Raw genomic sequence first — 15,826 nt, forward strand, 5'->3', positions numbered from 1 at the left:
AAAGAATGATACTGGGCAACAACTTCGGAAATGCGGTGCGTCTGCATTCGGCGCGACGATTTTCGAGGTGGCAGTCGGGGAATCCGGACGATGATTCATCGCCGAATCCGGCATGCGCCTGCGCCGTCGCGCGAATACGGGACGGCACGGGCGGATGGCGTGCGGTCGGGAGATCCGGAGCGGAAACGGCCGCCGCGGCAGCGGCGGCGGGCCGGTTTCAGCGTTCGGGCGGCAGTTCGACGCGGCCGTCGTCGACGCGGTATTCGAAGATGCGCCGGAATATGCCCGGCGCAATGGCCGAGATCGGGTTGAACTGCAGCACCGGATTGTCGACCGAGCCGACCACCTTGAAGGTGACGCCGACCAGGCCCTCGTTGCGCCCGGCCCCGACGATCTCGCCGAAGAGCGGGATGCGGCTGACCAGATTGTTGAGGCCATAGAGCGGGATGAAGGTGCCGGCCACGTTCAGCCGCTGGTTCACCAGATCGATCTGGCCGCTCATGGTGGCGCCCGTCGCCTGCCCCTTCGCGATGCCGTCCGAAACCGTGATGACGCCCTTGCGCATGGCGAAATTGACCTGAAAGCGATCGAAGCTCGCATCCTCGGTCACGGGCACGTCGCGCACCGCGACCTCGCGCAGGCCGTCATTGGTGGTGCGCAACGAGGCGACGCGCTCGTTCTTCGGCGGCAGCAGGCCGAAGCCGACGATCTTGACGACACCGTCGGCCGAACCCGGTCCGGACAGCACCGCCGACAGCCGCAGCGAACCGCCGCGCAGCCGCTCGTAGACATCCAGGAAGCCGAGCACCGCGCCGGCATCGTCGGAATTGACCGTCAGCACGCGCCGGTTTCCGTCCGGCCGGATGCTGATCTCGACCGACCGGCCGCCCGGCGCGCGCGCCGTCATCTGCAGGCGGATGACCGTCTGGTTGCGGATCTGAGCGTCGATCAGCACGTCTGTCAGCGCCACGTCGTTGAAGCCGACCAGACGGGCGGCCCGCGCCTTGACGATCAGGTCGCTCAGCTTCTTCGGATCGACTTCGTTCGGTTCGCCCTGCTTCTTCAGCGAAGCGAGCAGACTGCGCAGGTCGAAGCTGCCGGCCTCGAAATTGACCGCCAGCGCCTGATCGGCGCCGCGCTGCAGGCGGATGCGCGCATCGTCGCCCCGGCGCAAGGCGAAGCGCTGGAAATCGGCCGTCGCCAGGCGCTTGTCCTTGTCGACCGTCATCGAGCCCTTGACCTGCAGGCCCTCCGATTCGATCGAGAAATTGTCGACCCGCGTCCCGCCGCGCTCGTCGTCGACGAGATCGAGACTGGCGCGCGCGGGCACGCCCGCCCCCTTGGTCCAGCCGAACTGCGGCACGAACAGCCGCGCTCCGGTCATATCGGCGATGATCCGCTTCACCTGCTCGTTGGCGCCCGGCTGCCCGATCTCGATCTTGAGCGGGCCGGCGACCATGCCGGCGAGATCGAGCCCCATGCGGGCGCGCGCCGCGTCGTCGAGCGTCATGGCGAAATCGCGACGCTCCTGCGCGCTCGAACTCTCGCTCGGCTCGAACATGTTCACGTCGGTCGGGACGCCCTCGATCTTGGCCTTGCCGGTGATGGTCGTCCCGCGACGGTCGACCGCAACCTTCAGCGCGCCTTCGGAGAAGCGGCGGCCGAGGATCGGCGAGGGGCTGCCGAACTTGTCGAGCGTGCCTTCGAACTTGTAGTCGAGCGAGGCCGGATCGAACGGCTTGTGGAAGGTCAGGTCGACCCGGCCGCGCACGTCGCCGGTGCCGGCGAGGCCGTCGAGCTTGATGCCCGCCCCGGACAGCAGCGCCAGCGGCTCGGCTTCGATGATCTCGCCGAGGGCGAGATTGTCGCCGGCGACGCGCATCTCCATCGAGGCGCGCGGGCTCTTGCGGACGGCGTCGGGGATGTCGAGCTTGAAGGAGACGACCGTCGGCCGGCGCGGATGCCGCGTCAGGACCGACGACTTGTCGATGGTCACCTCGAAGCGCTTCTTCTCCATCGCGATGCGACCCTCGGCGCCGATCAGATCCGGCAGATCCCCGAAGGTCTTGGATTGGGTCGCATCGAAGCGGGCCGACAGGCGGACGGCCTCGGGCGGCCAGAGCGGCGGATCGACCAGCAGCGGGATCTGGAGCTGCGCGATCGCGTCGTGCAGCCGGCCCGACTTGACGTTGTTGATGAACCAGTCGCGCGCACCGGTCGCCGCGAAATGCGGCCAGAGCTTCGCCACCGTGGCGGCTTCGACCGTGGTGAAGACCACATTGACGACGACCAGCGGCTTGGGCTGGGCGAAATCGAGATGGCCGACGGCCCGGGCGGCGCCGCCGGCGAAGTGGATCTGCAGGTCGTCAACATGGAACACCTGCCGGCCGGTCTCGTAGCCTCCGACCAGGGTCACGGCCTTCAGCTCGACCGGCTTGCCCGAAACGTCGCGCGGGGCGACCTGGCCGCGATCGAGCGAGATCGCCGTTTCCCAGCGCTCCGACTTGCCGGGGACCGGCGGCGTCACGGACCCCTTCAGGGCGATCAGCGTCGGCCCGACCTGCAGCGAGGCCGTCTCGATGGCGATGCTGTCCTTGCCGCGCGCCCAGGAGACGCCGACCTGGCCCTCGTCGACGACGATCTCGTCCTCCGGCTCCTTGCCGAACCGGAACAGGCCGGCACCGATGCGCAGGTCGAGGCGCGCGCCGAGCAGCCGATCGGCGGCATCGTAGTCGACCCGCGCGTGAGGATAGATCGGCATCTCGACCTTCAGGTCCGGATCGCCGGCCCCGAACAGATCCTTCACGGTCACATCGCGGGCGCCGAATTCCAGGCTGTGGCTGGCGCCGTCGGCCGCGGTCAGATGGCGCAGCCGCATCGACCAGCGGCCGACCTCGCCGCGCGCCGAGAAGCCGAGATCGATATCGCCCTCCGCGGTCCGGAACAGGCTGGTCGCCTCCACGTCCGGAATGACCACCTTGCGGGTCTTGCCGTCGCCATCCGCCCGGATCAGCACGATGGAGCCGCGCCGCGTGGTGATGGACTCCAGCCCCTGGGCGCGAACCAGCGTCAGGTTCCGCGTCAGCGCGCGCCCGAAGGCCTCGAGCCGCGTCAGAAGCAGCGAGGCGCCGACCACCTGTCGGTCGGCCCGCGGGGCGACGGTGGTGGCCCCTTCGACCGCCGCGACGCCGGGCTTCGGCTGACCGGGGGCGGGAACGAACGTCTCTTCCAGGTCCGGCGGGCGCGACTGGCGCTCTCGATCGAGCGCGGGCAGATCGAACACCACCTGGGCGTCGTCGAGGTCGAGCGACACCGGCTTGAACTGGCCGAGCAGGATGGGCAGGCTCTGCAGGCGGATTTCGGCCCGCGGCACCACCGCGGTCAGACCTGTGCCCGGCTCGCCGACCGTCACGTCCTGCAGCCGGATGGACAGCCCGGCGCTGAAGCTGCCGGCAAGCTCGGCCTTGCCGATCACCGTCTTGCGACCCGATCCGAGCGCGTCCGAGACGACGCCTTCGGCGATCCGCGCAATCGTCGCAACTTCGAGCGGGCCGCTGGCAAGGCGGACCGCGAACGCCCCGAAGGCTAGGACCAAAACAAGAACGACAAGGGCGCCTGTGCCGAAACAGATGCGAAGCATCCGCGGTCCCCGTCGGCGAGCCCCCTCACCTGTCCTTCGTTCGCGCGCCATCATGAGCCGAAAATTCGAAGTCCTCGTCTCGGCATCACTGTAAGGTCCTCCGCTTGCGACTCGATTTCATCCGCCCAAGGCTTGGCAGCGTACACTTCGCGGCTCTGGCTGTGACGATGAAACGCGACGAAAGGAAGGCGACCCATGGCGCTCTCGATCGGTGACACCATCCCCCCCTTCGACCTGCCCGGCGACGGCGGCACGCCGGTCCGGTCCGCCGACCTCGCCGGTCGGCCATTCGTGGTCTATTTCTACCCGAAGGACGACACGTCGGGCTGCACCAAGGAGGCGATCTCCTTTTCGTGCCTGGCCGATGCGTTCGCCGAAGCCAAGGTGCCGGTGATCGGCGTTTCGCCCGACAGCGCCAAGAGCCACGACAAGTTCCGCGCCAAGCACGATCTCAAGGTCCGCCTGGCGGCCGACGAATCACACGCCATGCTCGAGGCCTGGGGCGTCTGGGCCGAAAAGAGCATGTATGGCCGCAAATATATGGGCGTGGAGCGGACCACGGTCCTGGTCGGGGCCGACGGCAAGGTCGCCCGCATCTGGCCGAAGGTGAAGGTCGAGGGTCACGCCGAAGAGGTCCTGGCTGCCGTCAAAGCGCTTTGACCGGCGCGACCGCCCCGGCCCCGACCTCGCCCCCGACCCTGGTGACATCGTCGGCGCGACGGGCGCCGGCGCCGGTCTTGGCGCGATGCCCCTATTCCGGGCGGACGTAACGGCACTGAGGCTTTGTTAACCCTAACCATGTGTAATCGACCCCAGCGATCGGTGCGGATCGCGCGTCAGTTGGGGTCGGTCGCATGACGACGCGTTCACGAGTTCATCAGGATTTCGGCAAACGCCGCGAGCCACCCCGCATTTCCTATACGTCGAACGGCAAGGTCCGCGCCCTGACCTTGAACCCGGCCCTGGTCGTCTCGCTGATCGGCGGCTTTGCCCTGTTCACCGTGATCTATCTGGGTGCGACGGCCTATCTTCTGTTCCGCGACGACCTGGTCGGCGCCGCCATTACCCGCCAGATCGACATGCGGCACGGCTACGAGGATCGGATCGCCGCGCTGCGTGCGCAGATCGACCGGATCCAGTCCCGGCAGGTGCTCGACCAGAGTGCCTTCGAGGCGCGGATCGACCGGCTGACCGCGCGGCAGGATGGGTTGCGCGAATTCGAATCCCGCATCGGCGCGGTGCTCGACAAGGCCCGCCAGCAGGGCATGAAACTGCCGCTGCCGACCAGTGCCGCCACGGAGGGCGATGTCGGCCCGTCCAAGCCGCTGAAGGCCTCGACCTGGTTCGCCCCGGCGGGCGGCCGGCCGGACGGCACGGACGGCCGCGTCACCGCCCGGATCGACCGGGCGGAGGCCTCGATCGACCGGATGGCCCAGCGCCAGACCCTCGCCCTGGCCGCCCTGGCCGAAATGGCCGAGCGCGATGCCGGCCGCATCGAGGCGGTCGTCGCCAAGCTCGGCCTGCGCTTCGGATCGCTCGCGTCCGCCGACAAGTCCGCGGCGCCCAGGCCGCGCGCCGCGGAAGGCGGCGTCGGCGGCCCGCTGGTCCCGATGATCGACCCCGCCGTCGCGGCGTGGCGCGCAGAGACCGCTCTCGACCGCCTGGCCGATCTGCGCCGCAATGCGGCGGCCCTGCCGCTCGGCGTACCGGTGCGCGGCGATGCCCAGGTCACCTCTGGCTTCGGCGGCCGCAGCGATCCCTTCCTGGGCGTGCTGGCGATGCATACCGGCATCGATTTCCGGGCCGACCTGGGCGATCCGGTGATCGCAACCGGTCCCGGCCAGATCGAAGAGGCCGGCCGGCAGGGCGGCTACGGATTGATGGTCGAGATCGACCATGGCAACGGCATCTCGACCCGCTTCGGCCATCTCTCGCGCATTGCCGTCGAGGCCGGACAGACCGTCCGCGCCGGCCAGGTGATCGGCTATGCTGGTTCGACCGGCCGCTCGACCGGCCCGCATGTCCACTACGAGACGCGGGTCAACGGCGACGCCGTCAATCCCGCCGCCTGGCTCGACGCCGGCGAGAAGCTGCGCCCGGTCCTGCACTGACCTCTTCACGGGCTGGGTGAACGCAGCCGCGCAAGGCGCAAAGGCCCCAACGTCGATGACCAGAGCCGGCCCCGACCGCTTGGCTCAGCGCGGCTCCAGCCACTTCTGCATCATGACCACGTCGCCGGTCTCGAAACCCAGCGCATCGTAGAAGCCGCGCACCGCGCCGTTCTCGCGCCGGACGAGCAGCTGCACCTTCCAGATGCCGCGCGCCAGCAGCCACGCTTCGGCCGCCGCCATCATCCGCCGGCCGAGCCCCCGCCCCTGCGCGGAAGGATCGACCGCCAGATAGTAGACCCAGCCGCGATGGCCGTCCTCGCCGACCATGACGCTGGCGACGACCGGCCGCCCGTCGACATCGGCGACCAGCAGCGCGCAATGCGGCGAGCGGCGCGCAAAGTCGATGTCGCGTTCGGGCGGGTTCCAGGGCCGGTAGAGACCGGCGCGGTGCCAGAGATCGATCACCGCCGCCACGTCGCCGTCCTCGACCGGACGGATGGCGATCCGCACCGCGTCGGCCGAATCCGGATGGGGTTCAGACACCGTAGACCTCGTCGGCGCGGCTTTCGAAGGCACCGGCAAACTTGTGGAAGGCGCGTTCGAACACCGCCCCCATCAGCGCCCCGAGCGTGCGGCTCTTGAACTCGTAGGCGATGAAGAAGCCGACCTCGCAGGACTTCTCCGTCAGCGGCGTGAAGGTCCAGCGGTTCTCCATCTGCCGGAAGGGGCCGTCGAGATACTCGACCAGGATCCGGTTCTCGGCCGGGATCAGCGTGACCCGGCTGGTGAAGGTCTCGCGGAAGACCTTGTAGGAGACGGTCATGTCGGCGATCAGGACGCTGCTGCCATCCGGGCGCGACTGCCGGCCACGCACCTTCAGCGCCTCGCAGAGCGGCACGAATTTCGGATAGGCCTCGACATCGGCGACCAGCGCGAACATGTCCGCCGCCGCGTGTCTGACCTTGTGCCGGGTCTCGAACTTGGGCATCGCCTCCCGCCGTGCTCCCCTGTCAACGCCCGGCCGCGGCCCGCGCCGCGCGCAGGCGGGCGAAATCCTCGCCGGCATGGTGCGAGGAGCGGGTCAGCGGGCTCGACGACACCATCAGGAAGCCCTTGGCATACGCGATGGTCTCGTAGGCCTTGAAGGCTTCCGGCGTGACGAAGCTGATCACCTCGTGATGCTTGCGGGTCGGCTGCAGATACTGGCCGATGGTCAGGAAGTCGACCTCGGCCGAGCGCAGGTCGTCCATCAGCTGCAGCACCTCGTTCCGCTCCTCGCCGAGCCCGACCATGATGCCCGACTTGGTGAACATGCCCGGATCGAGTTCCTTGACCTTCTGCAGGAGCCGGATCGAGTGAAAATAGCGCGCGCCGGGCCGCACCTTCAGATACTTGGACGGAACGGTCTCGAGATTGTGGTTGAACACGTCCGGCTTCGCCGCGACCACCGTTTCGAGCGCGCCCGGCTTGCGCAGGAAGTCGGGCGTCAGGATCTCGATCGTGGTCCGCGGCGAGCGCGCCCGGATCGCGCCGATGACGCGGGCGAAATGGTCAGCCCCGCCGTCGTCGAGATCGTCGCGGTCGACCGAGGTGATGACCACATGGCTGAGGCCGAGCTTCTCGACCGCGATCGCCACGCTGTCCGGCTCGCCCGCATCGAGCGCGCCCGGCACGCCGGTCTTGACGTTGCAGAAGGCGCAGGCCCGCGTGCAGGTGTCGCCCATGATCATGAAGGTGGCGTGCTTCTTCGACCAGCATTCGCCGATATTCGGGCAGCCGGCCTCCTCGCACACCGTGACCAGCTTGTTCTCGCGCACGATCTCGCGGGTCTCGTTATAGACCGGCGAGCCCGGTGCCTTGACGCGAATCCAGTCCGGCTTGCGGGCGATCGGCTGGTCCGGCCGATGCGCCTTCTCCGGATGGCGCGGCTTCACGCCGCCGACGGTATCGAGCACCGTGACCATGACCTGCTCCCGGTGGCGGCGATCGGTCCGGGCCCCATGCCCATGACGATTTCGGCCACGCGATCAAACCCTTGGCGGCTCGCATTCACGACACGGACGGGCATCGCCCGCATCGATCGACCCACCGTCCCGTCCATTCGCCGCCTGACGCGGCGCCAGCGCCAACGCTGCAATCCTCTGCCGAGGCAAGTAGCGACGGATCCGCGGCCCGACAAGCGCCGCGTTGGCCGCACCGCCCACGACCTTCGCATCAGTCGACGCGCTTGCCGCCGGAAAAGCGTACCGGCGCGACCGGACGGCCGCGCTCGTCGAGCCTGATGCCGACCGAACGCTCCGTCTCGCCCGGCGGCGCCGCGGCAAGCAGCACCTTCCCCTCGAAACCCTTCTGCTCGTAGCCGACCGGTTCGGGACCACCGCCACGCGCCTCGAAGGCGAGATTGGAGACGCCCTTGGTCGGGATGATCCGGACCTGCCAGACCACCCCGATCTCGCCGCCGCAATCCGACCGCGCCACCTCCCAGTCGGTACCCGCGGAGCGCCCCTTGGCCTTGATCTCGGCCGGACAGAAATCGCGCGCGTTCCACTGGATCCAGACGATCGGCCCGGCGATGAACACGGCCGCCGCGATCGCGAAGGCCGCCAGCGTCAGGCGGGTGCCCCAGCGCGGACCCGGCGGCTCACGCCCCGCCGCCGGGTCCGGCGTCCCCCGCACGGCGGACGGGGGCTGGACGGACGGCGCGGACGCTGGATCGGGACTCAAGTGCACATTCCTTGTTGTGGCCTCGCATCCACATATACGGCGCGAGGCCGGGAAGTCGATCACGCCAACGCGCGCGCGATCAACACCACCACGATCGCGCCGACGGTGGCGACCAGAATCTGCTCGACCAGCGCATTGCCGATGCCGAGATGGATGCCGAGCTTGGCGAACAGGAAGCTGCCGACGACAGAGCCGATCACGCCGGTCAGCAGGTAGCGCAGGATGTTGCCGCCGCCGACGACGAAGCTGGCCAGCCAGCCGGCGACGAGGCCGATGGCAAGCGTGATGAGAAGTGCGCGGGTATCCATGAATGCCTCACAGGTTGGTCAGCCAGTTCCAGGCCAGCAGGATGACGGCTGCGATCAGGCCCAGGGCGATGACGATAGTGCGGACGCTTTCGTTGAAATAGGCCACGGCGGCCACAACGGCGACCAAAAGAGCGAACAGGAACCACCACTTGCCTGACTGCAGCATGACTGCCCCGCCCCTATGTGGTGGCTGCCGCGGAGACGGCCCGCGGGGGCCCGGCTCCGAACGTCGCCTCGCCGAGATATGGCCCTGCTCAGATGTGGATGGCGCGTCCCTCGGAATCCAGCACGCTCTCGTGCATCATCTCCGAAAGGGTCGGATGCGGGAAGACCGTGTGGATCAGGTCCTCCTCGGTGGTCTCCAGGTTCATGGCGATCACGAAGCCCTGGATCAGTTCGGTCACTTCCGCGCCGACCATGTGGGCGCCGAGCAGGCGGCCGGTCTTCTTGTCGAAGACGGTCTTGACGAGACCGTCCGGCTCGCCGAGCGCGATGGCCTTGCCGTTGCCGATGAACGGGAAGCGCCCGACCTTCACCTCGTAGCCGGCCGCCTTGGCCTTGGCCTCGGTCAGCCCGACCGAGGCGACCTGCGGGTGGCAGTAGGTGCAGCCGGGAATCTTGGCCTTGTCCATCGGATGGACATGCTTGCCGGCGATCGCCTCGACGCAGATGACGCCCTCGTGCTCGGCCTTGTGGGCGAGCATCGGCGGGCCGGCCACGTCGCCGATCGCATAGATGCCCGGGACCGCCGTGCGGCCGAGCCCGTCGGTGACCACCGTGCCGCGGTCGAGCTTGACGCCGAGCGCCTCCAGCCCGATGCCCTCGACATTGCCGACCACGCCGACCGCGGAAATGACCCGGTCGACGGTCACGGCCTGGGTCTTGCCGTCCTTGAACTCGAGCGTGGCGGTGACGCTGTCGGCGCCGCGGTCGAGCTTCACGACCTTGGTCTCGGTATGGATCTTGAGACCCTGCTTCTCGAACTGCTTGCGGGCGGCCTTCGAGATCTCCTCGTCCTCGACCGGCATGACCTGGGACATCACCTCGACGACGGTCACGTCGACGCCCATGGTGCGGTAGAAGCTCGCGAATTCGATGCCGATCGCGCCGGAGCCGACGACCAGCAGCGATTTCGGCATGGCGGGCGGCACCATGGCCTCGAAATAGGTCCAGACCAGCTTGCCGTCCGGCTCCAGGCCCGGCAGCACGCGCGGCCGCGCGCCGGTGGCGACGATGATGTGCTTGGCCTTGTAGTCGCCCGCACCGAGCGCACCGCGCGGAGCCGGGTTGGGCTTGCCGTATTCGGTCTCGCGCGCCGCCTCGACCTTGACGGTGCCGGGTGCGGGGATCGAGCCGCGGCCCCAGATCACGTCGACCTTGTTCTTCTTCAGAAGCCCGGTCACGCCCATGTTGAGCTGGCCGGAGACCCCACGCGAGCGCTTGACGATCGCCGCCGCGTCGAAGCCGACGCCCTGCGCCGACAGGCCGTAATTCTGGGCGTGGGTCATGTAGTGGTAGATTTCGGCCGAGCGCAGCAGCGCCTTGGTCGGGATGCAGCCCCAGTTCAGGCAGATGCCGCCGAGATGCTTGCCCTCGACCACGGCGGTCTTCAGGCCGAGCTGTGCGGAGCGGATCGCCGCGACGTAGCCGCCGGGGCCGCCGCCGATCACGATGACATCATACTGGGACATGGGTCCTCCGCTCCTCTTGCCTTATTGTTCGTCAGGCCTGCCGTGCCGAGCGCGCGCAGTCCTCGTTCATTCCGTAGAAGAGGCCGTCCGCGGCCTCGAACAGGGCTTCCATTCCGCTCGGACCCGCCGCCGTCCGGGCGAGGCCCGTCACGCGTTCCAACTCGCGGGTCAGCGCCGTATAGCGGCTGCGCGCCTCCTCGCCCTGGAAATTGGCGAGATAGGTGCCCAGCGCACCGAAGCGGCTGACCGCCATTCTGGCCTGGACCACCGGGTCCGGCAGGCCGGGCGGCGATCCTGTCGCGGCATCGGCGATCAGGCCGATGCGGAGCTTCACATCGAAATAGGCTTCGATCACGTCCTTGCAGCTTCGAACCTGCTCCCGCCGGGCCAGATCCCGCTGCACGATTTCCAGGTTCCGCGTCTGCACCCACCCCTGGTAGATGGCCGTCGACAGCGAGGCGACCGCGATCGTGAGCGTCACCAGACTGAGGAGCGGCGGCCGACCGGATGACTGTCCCGACATGGTCGAATTCCCCCGGTCCGCCGGACCGCCCTCAGACGGCTTCCGGCGGCGGCGGCAGCTTCGCCTCGACGGCCGTCAACCGCTTCCTGATCTCGTCGATGTCGATCTCGTGGCGGCTGACATGGCCGAGCGACACGGTGACGTAGCTGTTCAGCACGTCCACCTTGTCGCCCTGCTCAAGCAGCATTTCCTTGACCTCCACCAGTTCCGCCTTGGTTTCCCGGCGAAAATTGGCGAGGTCGGCCTGGATCTTCTGCAGGACCGGCAGGATCACGTCCGTCACTTCGCTCATCGGCACAACTCCCGTTAGGCCTTGTGAGACCATAACGTGAACAGGCGCACTCACACAAGCATCGACATCGGCTTCTCGACCAGGTCCTTGAAGGCGGACAGGAGTTCGGCGCCGAGCGCGCCATCAATGGCGCGATGGTCGCAGGACAGCGTCACGGTCATCTGCTGGACGACCTTGACCTCGCCGCCGCGCACCACCGCCCGGGCCTCGCCGGCGCCGACCGCCAGGATGGTGGCATGCGGCGGGTTGATCACCGCCGTGAAGTGCTTCATCCCGAACATGCCGAGATTGGACACCGCCGTGGTGCCGCCCTGATATTCGTTGGGCAGCAGCTTGCGCGACCGGGCGCGGGCGGCGAAGTCCTTGGTCTCGTTGGAGATCGCCGAGATGGTCTTCATCTGCGCCTTGCGGATGATCGGGGTGATCAGCCCGCCCGGCATGGCGACGGCGACGCCCACGTCGGAATCCTTGTGCCGCAGCATGCCGGCCTCGGTCCAGGAGACGTTGGCGGTCGGCACGCGCTGCAGGGCCACCGCCAGCGCCTTGATGACGAAGTCGTTGACCGAGACCTTGAAGGCCGGCTTGCCGTCCTTGACCGGTGCGGAGGCGTTGATCTGCTCGCGCAGCGCCAAGAGCGCATCGATGTCGCAATCGACCGTCAGGTAGAAATGCGGGATGGTCTGGGTGGATTCCGCCAGCCGGCGCGCGATCGTCCGGCGCATGCCGTCATGGGGCACGAGTTCGTAGCTGCCCGGCTCGAACAGCTTGAGGATCGCCTCGTCGGAGAGGCCCGACGGCGCGGCGACGGGCTTCGGCGCGGGGGCCGGGGCTGCGGCCGATGCGGCCACCGGAGCCGGCGCCGGCGATGCGGCGGCCGGGGCGGAACCGGCCTTGCCGGTGCCGGCCGCGATGGCGGCCTCCACGTCGCGCTGGATGACGCGGCCGCGCGGACCCGTGCCGGCGACGAGGGCGATGTCGATGCCGCCGTCGCGGGCGATCCGGCGGGCGAGCGGCGAGGAGAAGACGCGGTTGGCGCCGGTGGCCGCGGCCGGGGCGACTGCAGGCGCCGGAGCCGCGACGGGTGCGGCAGGCACCGGGGCGGCGGTCGCGACCGGCGCCGGTGTGGCCGCCGATTGGGCTGCCGGGGCCGGCTGGGCCGCGGGCGCCGGCTTGGCGCCGCCGCCGGCCGCCGCGGCGGCGAGATCCTCGCCCTCCCCGGCCAGGATGGCGATCGGCGTGTTCACGGCCACGTCGGCGGTGCCCTCGGCGATCAGGATCTTGGCGATCCGGCCCTCGTCGACCGCCTCGACCTCCATGGTCGCCTTGTCGGTCTCGATCTCGGCGATCACGTCGCCGGCCTTGACCGTATCGCCTTCCTTCTTCAGCCACTTGGCGAGGTTGCCCTTCTCCATCGTGGGCGACAGGGCCGGCATCAGAATGTTCACGGGCATTGCTTCCCCCTCGGGTTTTCTCTCTGGCTGGCACGCCACCGGCTCGGCGAGCCGGCGGCGTCACGAGGGCCGCGGATCGGCCGCGGCGGGGGATTTCAGCGGTAGGTCACCGCACGGACGGCGTCGATGACCTCCTGCACGTTCGGCAGGGCGAGCTTCTCGAGATTGGCCGCGTAGGGCATCGGCACGTCCTTGCCGGTGACCTTGAGGACCGGCGCGTCGAGATAGTCGAAGGCCTCGGAGACCAGCCGCGAGGCGATCTCGGAGCCGATCGAGCACTGCGGCCAGCCCTCTTCGACGGTCACGCAGCGGCCGGTCTTCTGGACCGACTTGATCACCGTCGCCATGTCGAGCGGGCGCAGCGTGCGCAGGTCGACGACCTCGCAATAGATGTGCTTCTTGGTCAGTTCCTCGGCCGCCTTCATGGCGTAGGTCATGCCGATGCCGAAGGACACGATGGTGCAGTCGTGACCCGGGCGGGCGACCTTGGCCTTGCCGATCGGGACGATGAAATCGCCCTTCGGCACCGGGAAGGTCTGGCCGTAGAGGATCTCGTTCTCCAGGAACACGACCGGGTTCGGATCGCGGATCGCCGCCTTGAGCAGGCCCTTGAAGTCGGCCGCCGTATAGGGCTGAACCACCTTCAGGCCGGGGATCTGGCTGTACCAGGCGGAATAGTCCTGGCTGTGCTGGGCACCGACGCGGGCGGCCGCGCCGTTCGGGCCGCGGAACACGATCGGGCAGCCCATCTGGCCGCCGGACATGTAGAGCGTCTTGGCGGCCGAGTTGATGATGTGGTCGATCGCCTGCATGGCGAAGTTGAAGGTCATGAACTCGACGATCGGCCGCAGCCCGGTCAGCGCCGCGCCGACGCCCATGCCGGCGAAGCCGTGCTCGGTGATCGGCGTGTCGATGACGCGCTCGGGCCCGAATTCCTGCAGGAGCCCCTGGGTGATCTTGTAGGCGCCCTGATATTCGGCGACCTCCTCGCCCATCACGAAGACGCTCGGATCGGCGCGCATCTCCTCGGCCATCGCGTCGCGCAAGGCCTCGCGCACGGTCTGGTTGGCCATCTCGGTGCCGGCCGGATACTCGTCCTCCTCCGGCGCGGCGGGCGGCGGGCTCGCCGGCGCGGTCACCACCGCGGGCGCGGCCAGGGCCGGCTGCGGCGCCGGCGCTGCGGGGGCCGGGGCCGGCGCCGGGCTCGACGCGGCCGCGGATACGTCCTCGCCCTCGGCCGCGATCACGGCGATCGGGGTGTTGACCTTCACGCCCTCGGTGCCGGCCTCGACCAGGATGGCGGCGAGCCGCCCCTCGTCGACCGCCTCGACCTCCATGGTCGCCTTGTCGGTCTCGATCTCGGCGATCACGTCGCCGGACTTGATCGTGTCCCCGACGGCCTTCAGCCATTTCGAGAGCTTGCCCTCCTCCATGGTCGGGGAGAGCGCGGGCATCAGAATCTGGGTCGCCATCTCGGAATTCTCCCCCCTCACTTGACGATGTCGGTCCACAGCTCGGACACATCCGGCTCCGGATCGGTCTGGGCGAACTCGGCGGCGTCCTGGACGATGTCGCGCACTTCGGCGTCGATCTTCTTGAGGTCTTCCTCGGAGACCAGACCGCCGCCGAGAAGACGCTGGCGGACCTGCTCGATCGGATCGTGCTCGGTGCGCATCTTCTGGACCTCCTCCTTCGACCGGTACTTGGCCGGGTCGGACATGGAGTGGCCGCGATAGCGGTAGGTCTGCATTTCGAGGATGTAGGGGCCCTTGCCGGAGCGGGCATGCTCCAGGGCGCGGGCGCCGGCCTCGCGCACGGCGCGGACATCCATGCCGTCGACCTGCTCGCCCGGAATGTTGAACGAGACGCCGCGCTTGGAGAAGTCGGTCTGCGCCGAGGCGCGGCTGACCGCGGTGCCCATGGCGTATTTGTTGTTCTCGATCACGTAGACGACCGGCAGGCTCCACAGCTCCGCCATGTTGAAGCTCTCGTAGACCTGACCCTGGTTGGCCGCGCCGTCGCCGAAATAGGTCACCGAGACCTTGCCGTTCTTGCGATAGCGGTTGGCGAAGCCGAGGCCGGTGCCGAGCGAGACCTGCCCGCCGACGATGCCGTGACCGCCGAAGAACTGCTTCTCGACGGAGAACATGTGCATCGAGCCGCCCTTGCCCTTCGAGTAGCCGCCGCGGCGCCCCGTGAGCTCGGCCATGACGCCGCGCGATTCCATCCCGCAGGCCAGCATGTGGCCGTGGTCGCGATAGCCGGTGATGGTCTGGTCGCCCTCGACCATGGCCATCTGCATGCCGACCACCACGGCCTCCTGGCCGATATAGAGATGGCAGAAACCGCCGATCAGGCCCATGCCGTACATCTGGCCGGCCTTCTCCTCGAAGCGCCGGATCAGCAGCATCATCCGGTAGGCGGTCAGTTCCTCATCGGCCGTGAAGGGCGCCGGCCCCGCTTCGACCTTGGACTTGGTGGCGGATTTGGCCATGCTCTCCTCCCATCCCGTTGGGCCGCCCCGGCTTTGGGGTCGATCCCGTGGGGTCGCTCCGGCTCGGACCGCGTCTTCGGGCGCGGCGTGATGGGCGTGAGGATAGCGGAGCCGCAACCGAGATCAAGCCGGGGGTCCGGAGGCGACCGCCGGCCGCAAGCTATTGCTGCACCGCAAAGATTTTTGTGTTTACTGGATTGCGGTTAAACGCGGCAATTCAACTCATTTCTTGTTAACGGCCGCCTGCGTGGCGCTTTTGTAGATCACGATCTCGTTGGGCTGGGCAAAACCGAGGATGTTGCGCGCCCGCTCGTCGAGCATGTCGCTTTCCAGGCTCTGCGGGCGCAGCAATGCGACGCGCTTTTCGATCTCGCTGCGTTCGGCCTTCAGTTCGGCCTTGATCGCCTCCAGCCGGGCCGCCTCGGTGTCGAGCACCCGGCGGGCTTCGATGCCGAAGGCGCCGTGCCAGCCATGCCAGGCGAAATAGGCTGAAAAGAGCAGCGCCACCAGGGGCAGCAGAAGGGGGCGGATCAGCGACTTCTTGCGGTGACGCGTGGACATGGACCTGACGCAACTGACACTGGAACAAAGG

The 15,826-nt window shown here is 68.4% G+C and carries 16 protein-coding genes; 2 read left to right on the forward strand and 14 right to left on the reverse strand.

Annotation, left to right across the window (positions count from 1 at the left end; all coding sequences use genetic code 11):
* Positions 1-217 precede the first annotated feature (217 nt).
* Positions 218-3,640 carry an AsmA-like C-terminal domain-containing protein gene (locus ABB55_RS03085; protein ID WP_054357496.1) on the reverse strand — a complete coding sequence of 1,141 codons (3,423 nt, stop codon included), beginning with the start codon at positions 3,638-3,640 and terminating at the stop codon, positions 218-220.
* A gap of 195 nt (positions 3,641-3,835) precedes the next feature.
* Here ABB55_RS03085 and ABB55_RS03090 point away from each other — a divergent pair, with 195 nt between their 5' ends.
* Both ABB55_RS03090 and ABB55_RS03095 read left to right on the forward strand, forming a co-directional pair.
* Positions 3,836-4,300 (forward strand): peroxiredoxin, encoded by a 465-nt coding sequence (locus tag ABB55_RS03090; protein ID WP_054357497.1) that lies wholly within the window; start codon positions 3,836-3,838, stop codon positions 4,298-4,300.
* Positions 4,301-4,494: 194 nt separating this feature from the next.
* Entirely contained in the window at positions 4,495-5,751 is a 1,257-nt protein-coding gene (locus ABB55_RS03095; protein WP_054357498.1) for a M23 family metallopeptidase, read from the forward strand.
* Positions 5,752-5,835: 84 nt separating this feature from the next.
* Here the strand turns inward: ABB55_RS03095 and ABB55_RS03100 are convergent, their stop codons facing one another.
* From ABB55_RS03100 to ABB55_RS03155, 13 genes are all read right to left on the reverse strand, one after another.
* Complete coding sequence (locus ABB55_RS03100; protein WP_054357499.1) at positions 5,836-6,294, reverse strand: GNAT family acetyltransferase; 459 nt, start codon at positions 6,292-6,294, stop codon at positions 5,836-5,838.
* On the reverse strand, positions 6,287-6,739 hold the full coding sequence (locus ABB55_RS03105; protein WP_054357500.1) for a type II toxin-antitoxin system RatA family toxin: 453 nt from the start codon (positions 6,737-6,739) through the stop codon (positions 6,287-6,289). The genes ABB55_RS03100 and ABB55_RS03105 overlap by 8 nt, the downstream gene beginning before the upstream one ends.
* A gap of 22 nt (positions 6,740-6,761) precedes the next feature.
* Positions 6,762-7,715: a lipoyl synthase gene (gene lipA, locus ABB55_RS03110; RefSeq protein WP_054357501.1), complete on the reverse strand. Its 954-nt coding sequence runs from the start codon at positions 7,713-7,715 to the stop codon at positions 6,762-6,764.
* 250 nt (positions 7,716-7,965) lie between these two features.
* Positions 7,966-8,475, reverse strand: coding sequence for a hypothetical protein (locus tag ABB55_RS03115; RefSeq protein ID WP_054357502.1), 510 nt, complete (start codon positions 8,473-8,475; stop codon positions 7,966-7,968).
* A gap of 59 nt (positions 8,476-8,534) precedes the next feature.
* Positions 8,535-8,783 carry a GlsB/YeaQ/YmgE family stress response membrane protein gene (locus ABB55_RS03120; protein WP_054357503.1) on the reverse strand — a complete coding sequence of 83 codons (249 nt, stop codon included), beginning with the start codon at positions 8,781-8,783 and terminating at the stop codon, positions 8,535-8,537.
* A gap of 7 nt (positions 8,784-8,790) precedes the next feature.
* Positions 8,791-8,949 (reverse strand): hypothetical protein, encoded by a 159-nt coding sequence (locus tag ABB55_RS30175; RefSeq protein ID WP_160321146.1) that lies wholly within the window; start codon positions 8,947-8,949, stop codon positions 8,791-8,793.
* Positions 8,950-9,037: 88 nt separating this feature from the next.
* Positions 9,038-10,474 carry a dihydrolipoyl dehydrogenase gene (gene lpdA, locus ABB55_RS03125; RefSeq protein ID WP_054357504.1) on the reverse strand — a complete coding sequence of 479 codons (1,437 nt, stop codon included), beginning with the start codon at positions 10,472-10,474 and terminating at the stop codon, positions 9,038-9,040.
* 31 nt (positions 10,475-10,505) lie between these two features.
* A complete protein-coding gene (locus ABB55_RS03130) occupies positions 10,506-10,997 on the reverse strand; it encodes a hypothetical protein (protein ID WP_054357505.1) in 492 nt (163 codons plus the stop codon).
* 31 nt (positions 10,998-11,028) lie between these two features.
* A complete protein-coding gene (locus ABB55_RS03135) occupies positions 11,029-11,289 on the reverse strand; it encodes a hypothetical protein (protein WP_054357506.1) in 261 nt (86 codons plus the stop codon).
* A gap of 50 nt (positions 11,290-11,339) precedes the next feature.
* On the reverse strand, positions 11,340-12,740 hold the full coding sequence (locus tag ABB55_RS03140) for a pyruvate dehydrogenase complex dihydrolipoamide acetyltransferase (RefSeq protein ID WP_054357507.1): 1,401 nt from the start codon (positions 12,738-12,740) through the stop codon (positions 11,340-11,342).
* A 95-nt stretch (positions 12,741-12,835) separates the two neighbouring features.
* Entirely contained in the window at positions 12,836-14,212 is a 1,377-nt protein-coding gene (locus tag ABB55_RS03145) for a pyruvate dehydrogenase complex E1 component subunit beta (protein ID WP_054357508.1), read from the reverse strand.
* Positions 14,213-14,229: 17 nt separating this feature from the next.
* Positions 14,230-15,234: a pyruvate dehydrogenase (acetyl-transferring) E1 component subunit alpha gene (pdhA, locus tag ABB55_RS03150; RefSeq protein ID WP_054357509.1), complete on the reverse strand. Its 1,005-nt coding sequence runs from the start codon at positions 15,232-15,234 to the stop codon at positions 14,230-14,232.
* Between the two features lie 222 nt (positions 15,235-15,456).
* Positions 15,457-15,795 carry an FtsB family cell division protein gene (locus ABB55_RS03155; protein WP_054357510.1) on the reverse strand — a complete coding sequence of 113 codons (339 nt, stop codon included), beginning with the start codon at positions 15,793-15,795 and terminating at the stop codon, positions 15,457-15,459.
* Positions 15,796-15,826 lie beyond the last annotated feature (31 nt).

Origin of the sequence: Prosthecodimorpha hirschii (assembly GCF_001305515.1) — a bacterium.
GTDB classification, from domain to species: Bacteria; Pseudomonadota; Alphaproteobacteria; order Rhizobiales; family Ancalomicrobiaceae; genus Prosthecodimorpha; species Prosthecodimorpha hirschii.